The organism is Barnesiella sp. ET7, from assembly GCF_024733785.1.
In the GTDB taxonomy this organism is placed as follows: domain Bacteria; phylum Bacteroidota; class Bacteroidia; order Bacteroidales; family Barnesiellaceae; genus Barnesiella; species Barnesiella merdigallinarum.
In genome coordinates this window covers 201,238-220,792 of the sequence record NZ_JANRHM010000001.1, presented here as the reverse complement: position 1 = coordinate 220,792, position 19,555 = coordinate 201,238, and the positions used below count along the sequence as shown (strand labels likewise).

The 19,555-nt window shown below is 58.5% G+C and carries 14 protein-coding genes; 5 read left to right on the top strand and 9 right to left on the bottom strand.

The genetic code is table 11. The features are described from left to right. The first annotated feature begins 156 nt into the window (after nucleotides 1-156). Complete coding sequence (locus NW211_RS00800) at nucleotides 157-3,144, top strand: DEAD/DEAH box helicase (RefSeq protein WP_258326582.1); 2,988 nt, start codon at nucleotides 157-159, stop codon at nucleotides 3,142-3,144. Nucleotides 3,145-3,255: 111 nt separating this feature from the next. Here the strand turns inward: NW211_RS00800 and NW211_RS00795 are convergent, their stop codons facing one another. From NW211_RS00795 to metA, 3 genes are all read right to left on the bottom strand, one after another. Next, nucleotides 3,256-4,950: a S1C family serine protease gene (locus NW211_RS00795; protein ID WP_258326580.1), complete on the bottom strand. Its 1,695-nt coding sequence runs from the start codon at nucleotides 4,948-4,950 to the stop codon at nucleotides 3,256-3,258. Between the two features lie 242 nt (nucleotides 4,951-5,192). Then, on the bottom strand, nucleotides 5,193-7,019 hold the full coding sequence (locus NW211_RS00790) for a U32 family peptidase (RefSeq protein WP_258326579.1): 1,827 nt from the start codon (nucleotides 7,017-7,019) through the stop codon (nucleotides 5,193-5,195). Beyond that, the gene (gene metA / locus NW211_RS00785; protein ID WP_258326578.1) at nucleotides 7,016-7,933 is read right to left on the bottom strand and encodes a homoserine O-succinyltransferase; all 918 of its coding nucleotides are present in this window, start codon (nucleotides 7,931-7,933) and stop codon (nucleotides 7,016-7,018) included. Before metA ends, NW211_RS00790 begins: the two co-directional genes overlap by 4 nt. Before the next feature lie 292 nt (nucleotides 7,934-8,225). On the opposite strand from metA, the gene NW211_RS00780 reads away from it, so the two are divergent. Beyond that, nucleotides 8,226-8,357 carry a hypothetical protein gene (locus NW211_RS00780; protein WP_255376493.1) on the top strand — a complete coding sequence of 44 codons (132 nt, stop codon included), beginning with the start codon at nucleotides 8,226-8,228 and terminating at the stop codon, nucleotides 8,355-8,357. Between the two features lie 118 nt (nucleotides 8,358-8,475). Here the strand turns inward: NW211_RS00780 and NW211_RS00775 are convergent, their stop codons facing one another. Then, entirely contained in the window at nucleotides 8,476-8,769 is a 294-nt protein-coding gene (locus tag NW211_RS00775) for a Dabb family protein (protein ID WP_025278172.1), read from the bottom strand. A 15-nt stretch (nucleotides 8,770-8,784) separates the two neighbouring features. Continuing rightward, complete coding sequence (locus NW211_RS00770) at nucleotides 8,785-10,401, bottom strand: ABC-F family ATP-binding cassette domain-containing protein (RefSeq protein ID WP_087408200.1); 1,617 nt, start codon at nucleotides 10,399-10,401, stop codon at nucleotides 8,785-8,787. A gap of 197 nt (nucleotides 10,402-10,598) precedes the next feature. On the opposite strand from NW211_RS00770, the gene NW211_RS00765 reads away from it, so the two are divergent. Beyond that, nucleotides 10,599-11,738 (top strand): YhcG family protein, encoded by a 1,140-nt coding sequence (locus NW211_RS00765; protein WP_087408288.1) that lies wholly within the window; start codon nucleotides 10,599-10,601, stop codon nucleotides 11,736-11,738. 98 nt (nucleotides 11,739-11,836) lie between these two features. Beyond that, on the top strand, nucleotides 11,837-12,511 hold the full coding sequence (gene trmD, locus NW211_RS00760) for a tRNA (guanosine(37)-N1)-methyltransferase TrmD (protein WP_258326674.1): 675 nt from the start codon (nucleotides 11,837-11,839) through the stop codon (nucleotides 12,509-12,511). Here the strand turns inward: trmD and pgl are convergent. The 3 genes from pgl to gnd are packed head-to-tail and all read right to left on the bottom strand — an operon-like array spanning nucleotide 12,503 to nucleotide 16,225. Further along, nucleotides 12,503-13,234, bottom strand: a complete 732-nt coding sequence (gene pgl / locus NW211_RS00755; protein ID WP_258326573.1) for a 6-phosphogluconolactonase — start codon at nucleotides 13,232-13,234, stop codon at nucleotides 12,503-12,505. The two genes, trmD and pgl, sit on opposite strands and share 9 nt — an antisense overlap. Then, complete coding sequence (gene zwf, locus NW211_RS00750) at nucleotides 13,231-14,751, bottom strand: glucose-6-phosphate dehydrogenase (RefSeq protein ID WP_087408197.1); 1,521 nt, start codon at nucleotides 14,749-14,751, stop codon at nucleotides 13,231-13,233. Before zwf ends, pgl begins: the two co-directional genes overlap by 4 nt. Nucleotides 14,752-14,764: 13 nt before the next feature. After that, complete coding sequence (gnd, locus tag NW211_RS00745; protein WP_258326569.1) at nucleotides 14,765-16,225, bottom strand: decarboxylating NADP(+)-dependent phosphogluconate dehydrogenase; 1,461 nt, start codon at nucleotides 16,223-16,225, stop codon at nucleotides 14,765-14,767. 251 nt (nucleotides 16,226-16,476) lie between these two features. On the opposite strand from gnd, the gene NW211_RS00740 reads away from it, so the two are divergent. Beyond that, complete coding sequence (locus NW211_RS00740; RefSeq protein ID WP_087408195.1) at nucleotides 16,477-17,982, top strand: potassium/proton antiporter; 1,506 nt, start codon at nucleotides 16,477-16,479, stop codon at nucleotides 17,980-17,982. Nucleotides 17,983-18,108: 126 nt separating this feature from the next. Here NW211_RS00740 and NW211_RS00735 read toward each other — a convergent pair whose 3' ends face one another. Further along, complete coding sequence (locus tag NW211_RS00735; protein ID WP_258326568.1) at nucleotides 18,109-19,551, bottom strand: SusD/RagB family nutrient-binding outer membrane lipoprotein; 1,443 nt, start codon at nucleotides 19,549-19,551, stop codon at nucleotides 18,109-18,111. Between the last annotated feature and the right edge of the window lie 4 nt (nucleotides 19,552-19,555).

Below are 19,555 nucleotides of genomic sequence, written 5' to 3'. Positions count from 1 at the left end.
CCCCGGTTGAGCCATTGTATTGAGTCGTGACGTTGTAGCTGCTTGGACTCTCTGGTGAAGCTGTCGTTCGAAATTTTCTGTACAAATCCCTTCCCGTTTATTTGGGCTGCTGGCGGCGATTGGGTATTTTTGTAGGGAGAAAAGCGAGGAGGAACGATGAATCACCCGAAGAGTGGAGTATATGAGTTTGACCCGTTGCGCCGCATCGGGGCCGAAGTGATAGCGGTAGGCGAGGAGGGGTTGCGGGTGCGCCTCGACGAGCCGGACCTGCCGGCCGAGATGCGGGTGCTTGTGCACCGGGCCGGGGTGAACGGCGAGTTTGACGAGACGTTGCGTCTGGTCGAGCCGGGCTCGCGGTTGAATCTGGTCGATGTGGCGGTGGTCGACGATGCGCTGCTGCCGCACTATCTGGTTTTGGAGCCCGACTACCTGGTCGATGTGAGTGCTCTGGCCGAGTGTGTGCAGGAGTATGGGGCGGGGTGGCAACGCTACTTCTGGAACCGTATCCGGCCCAAGGCGGTGACCGACTCGATACTGCTGGGTAACTCGGTGAACCTGATGTTCGACGAGCTGGTGACGGCCGACGATTGCCGGGCGGTTACCTTCGAGTTGCTGATGCCCAAGTTGTTCGCCCGCTATCCTACCGAATTTGCCGCTACCCAGTCGATAGACCGCTCGTTTTTCCAGACCCTTCGCCAGCAGTTCGACACGTTGCAGCTACTCATGGAGCATGTGTTGCCGGCCCAGTCGATAGACCGCCGGCGGGCCATGGTCGAGCCTGCATTTGTGTGCGAGGCGCTGGGGTTGCAGGGGCGTCTCGACTTTCTGCAGCGCGAGGGCGGGCTGTGCGGCATCGAGTTGAAGGCAGGGCGTCCGCCCTTCCCCGAGGAGAACTGTACGAAGATAGCCCCGCCGCACCGGGCCCAGTCGGTGCTCTACCAGTTGATGATGCAGAGTGTGCTGGGGGTGCGCCTCGACGAGCAGCGGTTCTACCTGCTCTATGCCCGCAGCCGTTACCCCGACGGGTTGTTGCGGCCGGTGGTGGCTACGCCCGACGAACTGCGCGCCCTCGTCAATCTGCGTAACAAGATTGTGGCGGCCGAGCGCGATGTGGCCCGTTACGGGGCCTCGCAGGCCGAGTGGCTCACCAGCCAGTTGAGTGTGGAGAATCTGATTCCCTGGCCCAGCCGGTTTACCGACCGCTATATCCGTCCCGAGATTCAGCAGGGGCGTGCCCGCCTCGAGCGCCGTCCCGACAATCTGTTGGCCCTGAGCTATTTCTACCGGTTCTATGCCTTTGTGGCGCGCGAGCACTACCTGTCGAAGGTGGGGTATGCCTCGGGTTCGGGCATCTCGGGGGCTGCTTCGCTGTGGCGCATGTCGCGCAGCGAGAAGGAGCAGGAGGGGTATATGTTCACCGGGTTGAGGCTGGTGCGCAACGATGCGGCGGCCGAGACTCCCGAGGTGGAGTTTGCCCTCTCGGGCGAGCGGTTGCTACCCGATTTCAGGGAGGGCGATATTGTGCTCTTCTACCGATGTGATGGTGAGGCCGACCAGGTGTCGACCTGCCAGATATTCAAGGCGACCGTGGCCACGCTTTCGCCCGAACGCATCGTGCTGCGGCTGCGCGACAGTCAGCTCTTTGCCGGGGCCCTGCCGGCCGAGTCGCTCTATGCCATCGAGCACGACTATGTCGACTCCTCGTTTACCACCCAGTACAAGGGCCTCTACACGCTGCTGGGGGCCTCGCCGCACCGGCGCGGGCTGCTCACGGGCGATGCCGGCGAAAAGCCGCAGCGCAACGAGTTGCGCCGGCTGACCTACGATTACGACAATCCGCACCTGGCGCGCATCCTCACCCGGGCGGTGCAGGCCGACGACTACTTTCTGCTGGTGGGGCCGCCGGGCACGGGCAAGACCTCGATGGCCCTGCGCCACATGGTGCGGGAGTTCATGGCCATCCCCGACTGCCAGATATTGCTGATGGCCTATACCAACCGGGCGGTCGACGAGATTTGCGACAAACTCGACTCGATTGCCGAGGTGGACGACTACATACGGGTGGGGCAAACCCTCTCGTGCGATGTGGCCTATCGGTCGCACCTCTTGTCGGAGCGTATGAAGTTGTGCCGGAACCGCGAGGAGGTGAGCCGTACCATCGGTGAGTGCCGCATCTTCGTGGCCACGCTGTCGTCGCTCTCGAGCAAGACCGAACTCTTCAGCCTCAAGCGGTTCGATGTGGCCATCGTCGACGAGGCTTCGCAGATACTCGAGCCCCAGCTTGTGGGGGTGCTCTCGGCCGCTACGCCTACGGGGCGCGATGCCATAGGCAAGTTTATTCTCATCGGCGACCACAAGCAGTTGCCCGCCATTGTGGTGGAGCCGCCCGAGGAGTCGGCCGTCACCGACAGCCGTTTGCGGGCCGCCGGCTTCACCGATTGCCGGGTGTCGCTCTTCGAACGCCTCTACCGCTCGTTGCCCGAGGGGTCGCCCTTTGCCGACATGCTCGATTGCCAGTGGCGCATGCACCCCGACATTGCCTCCTTTGCCAACCGCTATTTCTATCACGGCCTGCTGCACAACGGTACGGCCGACCATCAGGTCTCGCCGCTGCCGTTTACCCGCAGGGGCGACGATGAGTGGGAGCAGCTCGTGGCCACGCGGCGATTGGCTTTCCTGCCCACCGCTACGGTGTATGCCGGCAAGAAATACAACGACGAGGAGGCCCGCAAGGTGGCCCAAATCGTGCATGCCCTCTATCGGCTCTATGGCCGCAACGGACTCGAGTTCGGTCGTCAGTCGGTCGGTATCATTACCCCGTACCGGCATCAGATAGCCCGCATCCGTCAGGAGCTCGACCGGTTGCAGGTGGCGGCATTCGACGCGATACGCATCGATACGGTCGAGCGGTTCCAGGGGTCGCAGAGCGATTGCATCGTCTACTCGTTTTCGGTGAACGACGAGCGGCAGCTCGAGTGGCTGCCCAGCTACACCGAGGAGGCGGGCCAGCTCATCGACCGCAAGCTGAATGTGGCCCTCACCCGGGCCCGGTGCCAACTCTTCGTGTTGGGCAACAGCGCGTTGCTGGCCCGCAATCCGCTATACCGGCAATTGGTGGAGTTTCTGGAACAAGAGCCCGATTAGACAGAAAACAGGATTCTCACCCCGAAGCGGGGGGAGACAGCGATAAAAAACACAGCCCGACGGACGCATGGTCTGCCGGGCTGCTTTATGAGGTGGTGAGTTTTTTCGGGGTTAAAAGCTGATACCTATCGAGCAGGCCAGACCCGAAAGAGTCTTCGATTTCATGCGGTATTCCTGATCGTCAAACGGTTTCATCTTCTTGCCCAGGTAGCCCAGATTGATGAATACATAGTTTTGATACCCGAACTTGTAGGCTACCTCTACACCGGCTCCGAATCCGTAGTCGATGCCGGTCAGCTCGGAACCGAGGTAGAGACCACCCAGCACTTTGGCATAGGGCACGAGGTAGATGGGGCCGCACTTGACGGGCAGTTGTCCGCCCAGGTTGAAATCGATGTCGAATACATTCTGGGTATCAGAATTGAGCTTTACATATGTTCCTTCCCACTCTGTCTTTTCGGTGTTGATTTTCAGGAGCGAGCCCGTAATTTCGTAGGTCACAAAGGTGAGTATGGTGCGCTTGAAGGCCAGGCTGTACGACAGGTCGAATGCGTTGTTAAGCGGGGAGATGAGGCCCAGATAGACCGACGTGCCGAAGCCGTAGCTCTTGGAGATGCCGTTGGGCTCGATGTTGCTGGCCTTCACATTCTCGGCATCGACCAGCCGCCAGCGCCCCTGCTCCATCATCCATTGGGTGGAGATGCTTTTGTTGCCTGCGGTGTAGACCACCTCGGCCTTCCGGGCGAGTGTATCGAGGCTGGCTACCGTAGAGAAGGTATAATTCTTGCCCGAGAACTGGCGGCAGATGATGTCGGCCAATCCGATGCGGATACCCTCGAGCGGACTCCCTTGCTCGAAGCACGATTCCATGGCGTCGGTTGCCGGATCGGAGGCGGCGATGACCAGGTCGTAGAAGGTGTCGGCCGAGATATTCGACACGTATTGGTACGAAACGAAGGGCATCATGGCCTGGTAGGACGACTGGGCGGCCTGGAGCATCTCGGTGGCTCGCTTCGACACTTCGTCGCGGGTGAGCAGGAGCTGGGTATTGCTCGGGTAGTTTTGCAGCAGGTCGTCGATGGCGCGTGCCGGTATGGCGAAGTTGGTGTTTTCGCGGCCAGCGGCTTTCCAGGTGTTGATACCAATCACGGCGTAACCGGTGGCAGCCTGTTCGTCACGGATGAGCAGCGGCCCGCCCGAACTGCCGGCATCGACCTGCGCCGTGTGTTGTATCAAGGGGAGCTCTTTGCTGTTGGTCAACGACTTGATGAGGGCATTGGCATTCGACACGATGCCTTGTCCGAACTGCCACGAGGGGCGGTCTTCCAAGGCCGGGAAGCCGGCCGTGAATACGGTTGTGCCGTCGGTTATGCTCTGGTCGGTAGTCTCGAGGGCAGGCACGTTGGCTCCTTCGGGTAGGGCGATAAAGGCCAGGTCGAAGTCGTCGTGTACGCCTACTACCGGGCACGCGTCGAATCGCTTGGTGCTGTTGTCGGGCAGTGAAAACTCGATGTCGACCCGGTCGGCCTGTTCCACCACGTGGCGGTTAGTGATGATGTACAACCGGTTGTTGTGTTTGTTGCGGTAGGCAAAACCGGTACCGAACGAGCCCTTCCCGTAGTTCTGGAGTACGTCGGCTGCCGCATGGAACCCGTCGCCGCGAAGCGATTTGCTGAAGTCGGCCAGGAAGGTTTGTGTGGTTTCACTGAGTTTGGGGCGTACGATGGCCACCGTTTCGCGCAGGTTTTGAGCCGATGCGGCAAATGCCAAAATCAACGACAAAAAAGTCAAAAACTGTTTTTTCATAGAAGTGTGTTCTTGATGGTGGTAAGAAGATTTTTACAAGGATATGAATTTCTGGCTGATAAAAAAGACTTTATCCCGATAGATTGTGTTTTTATAATATTAAGTCTGGGCTAAAGATGAAAGTGGGCATGTGGTAAAAAATCTGAAAAAGGAGGAAAGCACGACGGCCTGTCTCATTTCGGAGACAAGCCGTCGTGCTCTATGTAGTTTAATATGTGGCTGTTGACTGTATGAATGGGGGCCTATTTCGCCTCTCGCTGTATGGTCATCTGGCACGCCTGGCAGTCGAAGTGCAGGGCCAGTCGTTCGCCCTTGTAGAGCAGGGTGAGCGGTTCGGGCAGCTCCTTGCCGGCCGGAGTTTTTTTGCAATACCCCAGCATGTAGCGGATGCAGTGGCGCGTGAACATGAGGGGTACCCCTTCGACGGGTTTCGTCTCGAAAGCGGGTGCTATGCTCGTGACGCCGTGGTCGCGGTAGAACTGCTCGGCCAGGTGGTTCGACACGTTGCCCAGGTAGTTGATGGCGTTTTGCGGGAATCGGGCCGTGAGCTCCTCGGGCCGACGGCGTTCGGGTCGGCAGGCGATGCGGCGGGCGCGGTCGAGCCATTCGACGCCCCGTTGCCGCAGTTTCGACAGGGTAGAGGCGGGGATGAAGAGGCTCTCGTCGAGGGCGATGTCGATGCGTGTGGCAGTGTAGACGGAGGTGCCCAGTTTGCCCAGTTGTTTCTGTTGCGTCTCCTGCTGCGGGGTGCGGGCCGGCTGGTGCTGTGCCTCTTCGCGCACGGTCACCGAGAGGCCGTTCTCGTCGGTGAGGGTGAGGGCAAAACCGTCGGGCACGGTATAGAGTCGCATGGTTACCCCGATGCGGCGGTCGGCCGTGGGGCGGGTAAGCTGCTTTTCAAATTCGAAATCGAGGTTGCGATAGAGCACCGTGCGGGGGGCGATGTCGATGCGCGAGGCGGGGTAGATGCGGTTCCCTTCGGCCCGGTTGACCCGTACCCCTTCGAACTCGCCCCGGCTGTTGACGAAGCAGAGCCCGTCGCCGTTGTGCAACGAGGCGGTCCCGGCCACGACAAACGAGTTGCGGTCGGTCTGTTTTACCTGGCCTACACGTTCGCCCAGCGACTTGGGGGTGTCGGGCGAGGCAATGGGGGCGGCGGTGCGTCCGTCGAGAAAGTAGTGGGTAAAGCCCCGGTTGAAACTCTTTTCGAGCCGGGGGGTAAAATCGATAATCGAACTGCCGGACGAGGAGCGACGGTACTCGGGCCGCCGCTCGAAAATGCGGTCGAGCGCCTGCCGGTAGTAGGCGGTGCAGTTTTTCACGTAGGCCATCTCCTTGAGCCTCCCCTCGATTTTGAGCGAGGTGACGCCGGCGTCGAGCAACTCTTCGAGGCGGTCGCTCTGGTTGAGGTCGCGCAGCGAGAGCAGGTGCTTGTCGCGGGCTACGATGCGGCCGCGGCCGTCGACGAGCGTGTAGGGCAACCGGCAATACTGGGCACACTCGCCCCGATTGGCACTGCGGCCGCACAGGGCCTGGCTCAGGTAGCACTGCCCGCTGTAACTTACACAGAGGGCCCCGTGCACAAATACCTCGAGCGGAACCCGCACGGTAGAGCTGATGGTTCGTATTTCGTCGAGCGAGAGCTCCCGGGCCAAAACCACCTGCGAGAATCCGCACCGTTCGAGAAACTGCACCTTCTCGGGGGTGCGGTTGTCGGTCTGCGTGCTGGCATGCAGGGCAATGGGCGGGATGTCGAGCCGGGTGATGCCCATGTCCTGCACGATGAGGGCATCGACCCCGATGCGGTAGAGTTGGCGGATGAGCCGTTCGGCCTCGGCCAGTTCGTGGTCGTAGAGCAAGGTATTGAAAGTGATGTAGATGCGGGCATCGAAGCGGTGGGCAAAGTCGACGAGCCCGGCCAGGTCGTCGAGGCTGTTGCCGGCCGCGGCACGGGCTCCGAACCGGGGTGCACCTATGTAGACGGCATCGGCCCCGTGGAGGATGGCCTCTTTCCCTATCTCTGCATTTTTGGCGGGAGCCAACAGTTCTATGCGGCGAGCGTTTGTCATCGAATATCGTTCAGATTATAAGGAGTTTGTTGATATACAAAGTAGTTGAGCCAGTTGGTAAAGAGCAGGTTGGCGTGTCCCCGCCAGGTGACCACGGGCGGGTTGTCGGGGTTGTCGCCGGGGTAGTAGTTGCGGGGCAGGGCGATGTCGAGCCCCTTGGCCCGGTCGCGCCGATACTCGATGTCGAGCGTGAGGGCCGAGTATTCGGAGTGGCCCGTGATGAAGAACTCGCGACCGCCGCGTGCCATGACCATGTAGACCCCCGCCTCTTCCGACTCGGAGAGGATGGTGAGCTCGGGGTTCTTCTCGATGTCGCTGCGGCGCACCTCGGAGTAGCGGCTGTGGGGCACCTCGAAGCGGTCGTCGAAGCCGCGGAAGATGGGATTCTTCTCGTCGTGTTTGTGGTGGGTGAATACCCCGAACAACTTGTGGGGCAGTGCATGCTTGGGTATGCCGTAGAAGTGGTAGAGCCCCGCCAGCGCCGCCCAGCAGATGTAGAGTGTGGAGGTGACGTGGGTACGGGCCCAGTCGAAAATCTCGGTCAGCTGGTCCCAGTAGTCAACCTTCTCGAAGTCGAGCCGTTCGACCGGTGCGCCGGTGATGATCATGCCGTCGTAGTTGTGGGTGCGTATCTCGCTGAAATCCTTGTAAAAGGTGTCGATATGCTCGACGGGGGTGTTGTGCGAGATGTGGCCCGAGACGTTCATCAGGTCGAGCTCGATTTGCAGCGGGGTGTTCGAGATGAGCCGCAGCAGGTCGGTCTCGGTGACGATCTTCAACGGCATCAGGTTGAGAATGAGTAGCCTGAGCGGGCGAATGTCCTGCGTGGAGGCACGCAGGTCGTCCATGACGAAAATGTTTTCGGCTTTGAGTATCTCGACAGCCGGCAGCGATGCGGGAATCTTTACGGGCATGGTTTCTCCTTTCGGTTGGTTGGCAGCTTTTCTGTCAGTACAAAAGTATAAAAAAATGGCGGGCTGATAAAATCTTTGCCGATTCGGGGATAAACTATTGAAATTTATTTTGTTAATAGTTGTATAGGTCGAGGGTTAATTGAGCGTGAAATATAAAATACATAAAAAAGCAACATATTTTTTTATGTTGTACAACATGTTTTTCTCGGAAATGGTATTATCTTTGTCCTTGTAAAAAGAGTAAAGAATAAATCGTTCCCCACAACGGGTGGAGAACACAAAAGGCTGAATTATGATGAAAGAACAAATGACAGTAGAGATGCTTCGGTATCAGATAGCGAAGTATCGTGCCATGGGAAATGGCGCCATGTGCCAGGAGTTAACAGCCCTGTTGCAACAAAAACTGGCAACTGCGGTTGCCTGACTTTTAGAAAAGTTTGAGGCTCCCCGCCAGGGAGGGTCGTATGAAATACGACGAGAGCGAAAGACCGGGTTTCCCCGATTTTCCGCTCTCGTTTTTTTTATGTCGTTTCCAGCCGGGTTTAGCAGGTGTAGTCGACGCAGGCGCGGTCGGCCTTGTGACCGGCCAGCAAGCCGGCGGCAGCTACGTGAGCCGGGTGTTTGGCATAGGTCTCCACGTCGGCCATGCAGTCGACGGTAGCGGTGAGCACTACATCCCAGCTCTCGGCGGGATTTTCGTTGATACCCACTTCGATGCTGCGGAGCACGTCGATAACGGCGGGCAATTCGAGCAGGGCGTTTTTGAATCGGGTGGCCACCTCTTTGCGTTCCTCGGGTGTGCCGGTGAGTTTGAAAGTGACAATGTGTTTTACCATAACCGAATATCTTGTTTATAAGTTGTACAATCGTTCGCGGGCGGCCTGCACCTTTTCGTCGGTGATGTAGTCGTCGTAGTCCATCATCTTGTCGATGATGCCGCCGGGGGTGAGCTCGATGATGCGGTTGCAGACCGTCTGGATGAACTCGTGGTCGTGCGACGAGAGCAGCACGTTGCCCTTGAAGCTCTGCAACGTGTTGTTGAAGGCCTGTATCGACTCGAGGTCGAGGTGGTTGGTGGGCGAGTCGAGTATCATGGTGTTGGCGTTCTTGAGCATCATGCGGGCAATCATGCAGCGCATCTTCTCGCCACCCGAGAGGACCGAAGCCTTCTTGAGCAGCTCTTCGCCCGAGAAGAGCATGCGGCCCAGGAAGCCTTTGAGGTAGAGCTCGCTGGTGTCTTCGGAGAACTGGGCCAGCCAGTCGATCAGATTCATGTCGGTGTTGAAAAACGAGCTGTTGTCGAGCGGCAGGTAGGCTGTGGTGATGGTCTGTCCCCACTCGTAGGTGCCGGCGTCGGGTTTCATCTCGCCGTTGATAATCTCGAAGAGGGCAGTCATGGCACGCGGGTCGTGCGAGATGAAGGCCACCTTGTCGTCCTTCTCGATCGAGAAGTTCACATCCTTGAAGAGCAGCGTGCCCTCGATTGACTTTTCGAGCCCTTTCACCTCGAGAATCTTGTTGCCCGGCTCGCGCGAGGGGGTGAAGATGATGCCCGGGTAGCGGCGCGACGAGGGTTGAATCTCCTCGATGGTAAGTTTCTCGAGCATCTTCTTGCGACTGGTGGTCTGTTTCGATTTGGCCACGTTGGCGCTGAACCGCTGGATAAACTCGAGCAGCTCCTTGCGCTTCTCCTCGGCCTTCTTGTTCTGTTGCTGTTGCTGACGCAGGGCCAACTGGCTCGACTCGTACCAGAAACTGTAGTTACCGGCAAAGAGTTGCACCTTGCCGAAGTCGATGTCGACCGTGTGGGTGCAGACCGAGTCGAGGAAGTGACGGTCGTGCGACACCACCAGCACGGTGTTCTCGAAGTTGGCGAGGTAGTTTTCGAGCCACATCACCGTCTCGAGGTCGAGGTCGTTGGTAGGCTCGTCGAGCAGCAGGTTGTCGGGGTGGCCGAAGAGGGCCTTGGCCAGCAGCACGCGCACCTTCTCCTTACCGCTCAAGTCCTTCATCAGCATGTAGTGCTTGTCTTCCTTGATGCCCAGGCCGCTCAGCAGGGTAGCGGCGTCGCTCTCGGCGTTCCACCCCTCGAGCTCGGCAAACTTCTCTTCAAGCTCGGCGGCGCGGATGCCGTCGGCATCGCTGAAGTCGGGTTTGGCATAGAGGGCATCCTTCTCCTGCATGATGTCCCACAGCACGGTGTGGCCCATCAGTACGGTATTGATGACGGTAAACTCGTCGAAAGCAAAGTGGTCCTGACTCAAGACCGAAAGTCGTTCGCCCGGCCCCAGGGTGACGGTGCCGTGCGTGGGCTCGAGCTGGTTGCTCAAGATGCGCATAAGGGTCGATTTCCCGGCGCCGTTGGCTCCGATAATGCCGTAGCAGTTGCCCGGGGTGAACTTCAAATTAACGTCTTGGAAAAGAACTCTTTTACCAAATTGAATACCTAAGTTGTTTACCGTAATCATCTTTTACCTGTTTTTCAGGGCGCAAAGGTAGCGCTTTTTTTCGAGATATAAATCATGTTCAAGCGAATAGCTCGAAATAGGGAAGAATAAATAAGAACAGATAGTGGTCGAATCGTATATAAATGATATATTTGTAAACCTCCGTTGGGGGAATGAAAAGAGTGTAAATCGAATTTTTTGAGGGCGTGCAAGCAGGTATGGAAATGAATAAATTGTCTGAGGCCAAATATGGTGAAGCCGTTCGAGCGATTAAAATTGCCATATTGCAGAGCCAATATCGGGCTGCCAAGCTCGTGAATAGGGAGCAGTTGGTTTTGTATTATGGTATTGGCCGTTATATTTCTCAAAATTCTCGTAAGGAATATTGGGGGACAGGGGCTATTGCATTTATCAGTAATAGATTGCAGATGGAGCTGCCTGGGCTCCGGGGCTTTTCGGAACGTAATTTGAAGAATATGCGCACGTTTTATGAAGAGTGGCAATCATTGGATTCTAAATCGGCAGTTGTAACTGCCGATTTACCAGAGGAAGGTTGTACAGAGGATGACAGTTCCGCAGAAATTCGGCAATTACAACTGCCGAACTTCAAAGATTTTCCGGTAGAGGAATTTTTCAAAATCGGTTTTACTCATCATATAGCCATCTTGTCGCAAGTTAAGTCCATTGAAGAGCGTTATTTCTACATAAAGCTAAGTGCTCGAGAATACCTGAGTGTCGATTCATTAAAACGGTTAATACGTGAGGATGTTTATCACAAGCAAGGTGCGTTGGCCAACAACTTTATGGAAAAGTTACCGACGGCCGAATTGGCTCGCAGGGCCGTAATGACGTTCAAAGATGAGTATCTGCTTGATTTTATCAATGTGGAAGAGCTCGGCGCTCGAGACATTGAGGATATAGATGAAAGAGTTGTAGAGAATAAGATTGTTCAGAATATCAAGAATTTCATTATGACCTTTGGTCGGGACTTTGCTTTTGTGGGAAATCAGTTTCAGGTCGAAGCGTTGGGCCATACGCATGTGATAGATTTGCTCTTTTTTAATCGGGAACTTTCGGCTTTGGTGGCTGTTGAACTGAAGACAGGGCCATTCAAAACGGCGTATCTCGGTCAGTTAAACATGTATTTGCGGGTATTGGACGATTTTGTGCGTAAGCCGAATGAAAATCCTTCGATAGGTATCGTGCTATGCAAAAGTGCCGATAAAGCGTATGCCGAATATGCGATTCGGGATTACGATAAGCCTATGGGAGTTGCTACCTATAAAACGGCATCGGATATGCCCGAACGGTTGAGAAAGGCTCTGCCCGATGTAGAGGATCTCAAAAAGTTGTTGTAAGAAATATGGCTTGATTGCATCGGGTGCGAGATTGCCCTTCCCGAGTTTGCGAAACCGGGGGAAAAGGCTACCTTTGCAGACAAATTGTGAGTGTTATGATGCGCATCGATATTATCACCGTACTGCCCGAATTGTTGCAGAGCCCGTTGAACTACTCCATTCTGAAGCGGGCGCAAGATAAGAAACTGGTCGAGATTGTGGTCCACAACCTGCGGGACTATTCGCTCGACAAGCACCGCAAGGTCGACGATTATCCCTTTGGGGGCGAGGCCGGTATGGTGATGCAGATCGAGCCGGTAGACCGGGCCATCACCCAGTTGAAGAGCGAGCGGGAGTACGACGAGGTGATTTTCACCACCCCCGATGGCGAACAGTTCGACCAGCCCATGGCCAACAGCCTCTCGATGGCGGGCAACCTCATTATTCTGTGCGGCCACTACAAGGGCATCGACTACCGCATACGCGAGCACTTCATCACCAAAGAGATTTCGATAGGCGACTATGTGCTCACCGGCGGCGAGTTGGCGGCGGCCATCATGTGCGATGCCATCGTGCGGCTTATCCCCGGAGCCATCGGCGACGAGCAGTCGGCCCTCTCCGATTCGTTTCAGGACAACCTGCTGGCCCCGCCGGTCTATACGCGCCCGGCCGAGTACAAGGGGTGGCGTGTGCCCGATGTGCTGCTCTCGGGGCATCAGCGCAAAATCGATGAGTGGAAACACGAACAGTCGCTCGAGCGCACGCGTCGTCTGCGCCCCGACCTGTTAAAGTGACAGTTCCCGGCTGTGTAGTTCGATCTCGGTGAAGATAGTGGCCCGTGACGTGTGCGAGAGTATGTAGGTGGCGGGTGTCACCGTGGGTTCCTGGCGGGTAACCAGCCGGTGCAGCAGCTCTTTTTTCCGTTCCCCAACCAATGCAATGAGTATTTCGCGGGAGGCGAGTATCACCTCGCCGGTCTGCGTCACCCGGTATTGTCCGGTGACGGGTTGTTGCGATACGGCATAGAGGTCGTCCGAGCGTAGCAGGTCGGTGTCGTTGCCGAATATCGAGGCCACATGCTCGTCTTCGCCGATGCCCAGCAGGGTGCAGTCGAACCGTGGTACCCCCTCGTGGTCGGGCAGAAGCCCGGCAATGAGGCGGGCATATCGTTCGGCCTCCCGGGCGGGAGGCTCCTCGCCCCGGATGCGGTGGATGTGTTCGGGTGGTATTCCTACGGGGGTGAAAAACAGGTGATTGGCCCAATAGAAATTACTCTCCTCGCTGTCGGGCGACACACACCGCTCGTCTACCCAAAAGAAATGCACGTTTTTCCAGCGCACGGGGTCGTTGTAGCGGCTGCGCCACAACGCAAAGAGCTGCTGTGCCGTCTCGCCGCCCGAGAGGGCCAGGTAGAAGGGTTTGCGAGTGCGGGCCGCTACCGATACGAGCAGAGCTTCGGTGAGGGCGATGAGCGATTTGGCGGCATCGGGGTAGAATTGTACGGGGGTCGAGTTCATGGGCGACGGGTATTACAAAGGGTACAGGCATTTTCTTCGAGCAGACAGGGATCGGGCAGGATGCGGTCGACCACCTCGCGGGGTATTTTGCAGCCGGCGGGGTAGGTGATGAGGCCTTCGTCTCCGTCGCGCTCCCAGCTCTCGAGCAGCGGAGCCAGGAAGTGCCAGCTCAGCTCCAGGGCATCGCTGCGCGAGTAGAGCAGCGAGTCGCCCCGCATGGCGTCGAGCAGCAGCCGTTCGTAGGCGCCGGGCAGGCGGGTCTCGATAAGCGACGAGTAGAAGAAGTCCATGCTCACCTGGCTCACCTCGAAGTTGGTGCCGGGTTGTTTCAGCCCGAAGCGCAGGCGGATGCTCTCGTCGGGTTGCAGGGTGATGACCAGCTGGTTGCACGAGTTGCCGCAGCACTGCCCCGGGAAGAAGGTGCGGGGTGTGTTGCGGAAGTGGATGACCACCTCCGACCGCTTCTCGGCCAGCCGTTTGCCGGTGTAGATGTAGATGGGCACGTCGGCCCAGCGCCAGTTGTCGATGTAGAGCTTGAGGGCTGCGAAGGTCTCGGTGGTCGATTGCGGGTCGACACGGGGTTCGTCGCGGTAGGCGGGTACCTTTTGACCGTCGACGGTGCCGGTCGCATATTGCCCCCGCAGGGTGTGGCGGGCGATGTCGTCGGGCGAGAGCGGCCGCAGCGAACGGAACACCTTGGCTATTTCGTCGCGAATGGCCTCGGGCTCGAAGGTGGCGGGCGGCTCCATGGCGATGAAGGCCATGATTTGCAGCAGATGGCTCTGCACCATGTCGCGCAGGGCCCCGGCCGAATCGTAGTAGAGACCGCGTTGCTCTACCCCCAGCGTCTCGGTAGCCGTGATTTCGATGTGGTCGATGTAGTTGCGGTTCCACAGCGGTTCCCAAATGCTGTTGGCAAAGCGCAGCACCAGAATGTTCTGCACCGTCTCCTTTCCCAGAAAGTGGTCGATGCGGTAGATTTCGCGCTCGGGGAAGATGGCGCAGAGCAGCCGGTCGAGCGCGCGGGCCTCGGCCTCGTTGCTGCCGTAGGGCTTCTCGATGATGATGCGTCGCCACCCCTCGACCGACCGGTTTTGGTGCCGGGCCTCGATGGAGGAGGCGATTGTCGGATACATCACCGGCGGTGTGGCCAGATAGAAAAGCAGGTTGTCGTCGATGCCGGCGGCGTTGCGCAGTTGCTCAATCTCCCGGAACAGCGCTTCGTAGGCTTCGCCCCGGGTGGTGTCGCACACGATGTAGTAGACGCTGCGCAGGAAATCGGTCAGGTGCGGGTTGTCGATGGCATAGGTGGTGCGGTTTTGAATCATCGAGTCGAGGAGCGACTGGCGGAACTCCTCGGTATTCTGCCGGGTGCGGGCCACCCCCACGATGAGGAATTTCGCGGGGAGGAGTTTTCGCTCGAAAAGCTCGAAGAGGGCGGGGATGAGTTTGCGGTGAGTCAGGTCGCCCGAGGCGCCGAAAATCACCAGAATCTGACTGTCGGGTATTTTGTTCATAGCGGTTGTTTCGTTAATCGGGTTGGGTAGATTGGGGCGTGTGGGTCGGCTCGCGGCGGAGCCAGTCGGTGTGGAAAAGTACCCCCTCGGGGGCATCGACCCGTTCGTAGAGATGGGCCCCGAAGTAGTCGCGCTGGGCCTGTATGAGGTTGGCGGGCGACTTGGCACACCGCCAGCCGTCGAAGGCCGTAAGTGCTGCCGTCAGAGCCGGCAGGACTACTCCTGCCGAGAGTGCCGCCCCCACCACTCGGCGCCAGGAGGGGAGGCAGAGGCTTATCTTCTCGCGGAAGTAGGGGTTGAAGAGCAGCGGTTCGTAGTGGCCTGCCTGCCGGTATACGGTGGCAATCTCGCGGAGAAAACGCGATTGGATGATGCACCCCTTGCGCCAGATGGTGGCCAGGGTCGAGAGGTTGAGGTGCCAGTCGTACTGCACGGAGGTCTGGTAGAGCAGGTCGAACCCCTGGGCATAGGCCATGATTTTGGCGGCGTAGAGGGCATGGTGCAGGTCGTCGACATCGAGGTCGAGGAGGGGAGCCGGGTCGATGTCGGGGTAGAGCCTGTGTGCCCGGGTGCGCTCTTGCGCCCGGTCGGAGAGGAAGCGGGCAAAGACCGACTGGGTGGTGACGGAGAGCGGGGTGGCGCTGTCGAGGGCCGCTTCGACGCTCCATTTGCCGGTGCCTTTCTGGCGGGCCCGGTCGGCAATGCGGTCTATCAGATAGCCGCCGTCTTCCTCCCGATAGCGCAGGATGGGGGCGGTAATGCCGATGAGGTAGCTCTCCAGCACCCCTCTGTTCCACGCCTCGAAGGTGTCGGCCATCGCCTCGTGGTCGTTTTTCAGTTTGATGCGCAGCAGCGAGTAGGTCTCGGCGATGAGTTGCATGTCGCCGTATTCGATGCCGTTGTGTACCGTCTTGACAAAGTGTCCCGAGCCGTCGGGGCCTGTCCAGGCACAGCAGGGGGTACCGTCGTCGAGTCGGGCAGCGATAGCCTGCAACAGCGGCAGCACCTCGCCGGCCACCGCTTCGTCGCCGCCCGGCATGATCGAGGGGCCGTGCAAGGCTCCCTCTTCGCCTCCCGAGATGCCGCATCCTACCAGGTAGATACCCTTCTCGCGCAGCGTCTGTTGCCGACGTCGGGTGTCGCGATAGTCGGAGTTGCCGCCGTCGATGACGATGTCGCCCCGCGACAGCAGCGGGAGCAGGGCGGCGAGGGTCTCGTCGACCGGTTCGCCGGCCCGAATCATCAACAGAATTTTGCGCGGCCTCTCGAGCGACTCCACCAGCTCGGCCAGCGAATAGGTGGGGTAAAACCGTTTCGCCTCGCCCTGGCTGGCCAGAAAGCGGTCGACGACCTGCGGCGTGTGGGGGTGCAGCCGGTTGTAGAGCGACACCCGGTAGCCTTTCGACTCGAGGTTGATGGCCAGGTTCTCGCCCATGACGGCCAGTCCCACGAGACCTATATCCGATTTTTTCATATTTGACGTGTGGTTAAAACGATTGTCTATTAAACACTTCTCAAAATCTTTTGTTCAAGGAGAAAAGGGGCGCTTTTATCTCCCCGCCGGAGGGTGTGGTGTTGTAGGTCTCGCGCTTTTTATTTATCTTTGTACCACGAAGAGAGGATGCGGCTCGGCATAGTCAAAGTAAAAACTGCGATTCCCTTTGCTCTTGCTCTCGACTTTCACTATCATTTATCTTTGATCCGTTTTTTCGAAAAGAGAGTTTTATGGTTATCAGTCCCGAAAATGTTTTGTTGGTAGGAGCCGTTTTGTTGTTCCTGAGTGTGCTTGTAGGTAAAACCGGTGCCCGGTTCGGAGTGCCTGCCCTGTTGCTGTTTCTGGGGGTGGGCATGTTGGCCGGCTCCGACGGGTTCGGCATCCACTTCGACAGTGCGCCGGCGGCCCAGTTTATCGGTACGGTGGCCCTGTGTATCATCCTGTTTTCGGGCGGTATGGATACCTCGTATCGCGAGATAAAGCCGGTACTGGCCCCGGGTGTGACGCTGGCCACGCTGGGGGTGCTGATGACGACGGTCATCACGGGACTTTTCATCTATTCGCTCTCCGATTTCCTGCCCGGCGATTTCCAGCTGGGGCTGCTCGAGTCGATGTTGCTGGCGGCCGTGATGTCGTCGACCGACTCGGCTTCGGTCTTTTCGATTCTGCGGTCGAAGGGCATTTCGCTGAAAGAGCGGTTGCGTCCCACGCTCGAGTTGGAGAGCGGCAGTAACGACCCCATGGCCTATATGCTCACCCTGCTGCTTATCCAGATTATCGAAATCGGTACGGTCGACTGGGGCGATGCCATCCTGCTGCTGGTGCTGCAACTGGTCGTAGGGGCGGCATTGGGTTTCGCGCTGGGGTATGCCATCGTGTGGGTGATCAACCGCATCGACGTGCCCAACGAGTCGCTCTATCCCGTGTTGCTGCTGGCCTGTGTCTTCTTTGTCTTTGCCTTTACCAACCTGTTGCAGGGCAACGGTTATCTGGCTGTCTATATCGCCGGGTTGGTGGTGGGCAACCGCAAGTTGGTGCACAAGCGTAGTCTCACCACCTTTTTCGACGGTTTTACCTGGCTGTTCCAGATTGTGATGTTCCTCACGCTGGGGTTGCTGGTCAACCCCTCGGAGCTGCCCGCCGTGGCCGGTGTGAGTCTGCTGGTCGCCCTCTTTATGATAGTGGTTTCGCGTCCGCTCTCGGTCTTTGTGAGTCTGCTGCCCTTCCGCAAGTTCACGACCCGGGCCCGCGTCTATGTGTCGTGGGTGGGATTGCGGGGAGCCGTGCCCATCATCTTTGCCACCTATCCGCTCATGTCGGCCGAGATACCCAATGCCCGCATGATTTTCAACGTGGTCTTTTTCGTGACTATCGTCTCGCTGCTGGTGCAGGGCACCACCGTGAGTGCCATGGCCCGTTGGCTGGGACTGATTGGCAAGAGCGAGGAGAAGGAGATTTTCAACGTGGCGCTGCCCGATGAAATCAAGTCGGCCATGAGTGAGATAGAGCTGACCGAGGAGACGTTGGCGGGCGGCAATAAGCTGCTGAACCTCTCGCTGCCCGACAATACGCTGGTGGTGATGGTGAAGCGGGGCACGCAATATTTCGTACCTAAAGGGCATACTCAGCTCGAGCCGGGCGACCGGCTGCTGGTCATCTCGGACAACGACGAGGAGCTGCGCCGCAGCTACGAGAGCCTGGGCATCAGCCGCTATACCATGCGCAAGAACCGATAAATGCCGCGGCTTGTCTCGAGGATAACCGCGATAGGATAAACGACCGGCTCCGCCCCGGGGAGATTCCCCCGGAAGCGGAGCCGGCTGCTTTTGAAAGGTTGACAATGACAGACTTTGTTCGATTCGCTATCGGCTGCCTCCGGCCCACCACACCGGTTCGGTGGTGACGTAGTCGCCGTTGCCGTAGGCCTGGGCCACATGGTCGTTGCTCACCACGTCGCTGTTGCCGTAGGGGAGCCGCAGCGGGAAGGGCAGGGGATTGGCGAGCGGCAGGAGGTCACCCTCGCCCATGGCCAGGAGGCGCCGGTAGTCGTGGTAGGTCTCCAGCACCTCGCCCTCGTAGCAGGCCAGATACTTCTGGTTGATGATTTCGCTGAGGGGGTCGGCCTCGAAGCGGGGCAGGACGACATTCTGGAAATAGTCGTCGGCCTCACTGGCCGAGAGACCCACCTGGGCAAAGGCGGCCACCACGGCGTTGTAGAGCGAGCCGATGGCATCGCCGGTCTGGCCCAGCCGGGTTTGCGCCTCGGCCTTGACAAACTGCAATTCGTGGTAGCTGAGCAGCAGGGTGGGGCGTGTAGGCGAGAGCAGGCCCGATATGCCGTAGTAGCCCTGCCGTTGCTCGGGTGCGCCGTTGGGGGCGAACACCAGTTGGCCGGTACCGGGATAGGCTTTGGAGAAGAGGCTTTCGCGCGGGTCGTTCCGCTCGACGAGCTTCTGGTGCAGGCTCTCGCTGGCCCCGAAGTAGCGGCGGTTCAGGTAGAAGGCATAGAAGGGGTTGATCGACGAGCTGCCGTCGTAGGGGTAGGCCAGTTGTTCGTCGGATGAGACAAAGGAGCTGTCGGCATAGTCGATTACCTGGTCGTAGCGCGGTTCGCGGAAGGAGAGGCGGAGGGCATAGCGGGCCTTCAGACCATAGGCTGCCTTGATCCAGAGCTCGGCCTGTCGGTCGGCATCGAGCGAGCCGTAGATGAGGTCTTGCGTCCCCACCGGGGTGAGGGTAGCCAGATCCTCTTTCCGCAGGTTGTCGATAGCCTCGTCGAGCAGGTCGAAGACATCCTGGTAGATGGACTCCTGACTGTCGAGCTTCGGTTGGTAAACGGCACCGGGTTGCAGGGCTTCGCTCCAGGGAATATCGCCCATGAGGTCGGTGAGGGTAGCCAGGTTCAGCGCCGTGAGCACCTGAGCCATACCCAGCAGATGGTTCGAGCCCGCCTCGGCACCGCCGGCTGCGCAGCGTTCGCGGATAATCCTGAGGGCGAGCAGGTTGCGGTAGGTGGCATTCCAGGCGTTGTTGAAGGTAGCGGCCGAGTAGACCTCGGCGAGACGCATCTCGGCGTTGTACATCTGGTTGAAGATGCCCGCCTGCTGTTCCATGTAAACAGCCGTATAGAAGGCGAAGTCGCCCGAAACGACACTGACGGCCGAAGCCGTTTCGGCATCGGTGAGGAGGTAGCGGGCCGGCACCTCTTCGGGGTCGTTTTCGTTGCGGTTGAGGCGGTCCATCACGTCGTCGGTACAGGCGGTGAGCAGGCTGGCGGCGCAGAAGATATAGATGAGCTTTTTCATATCC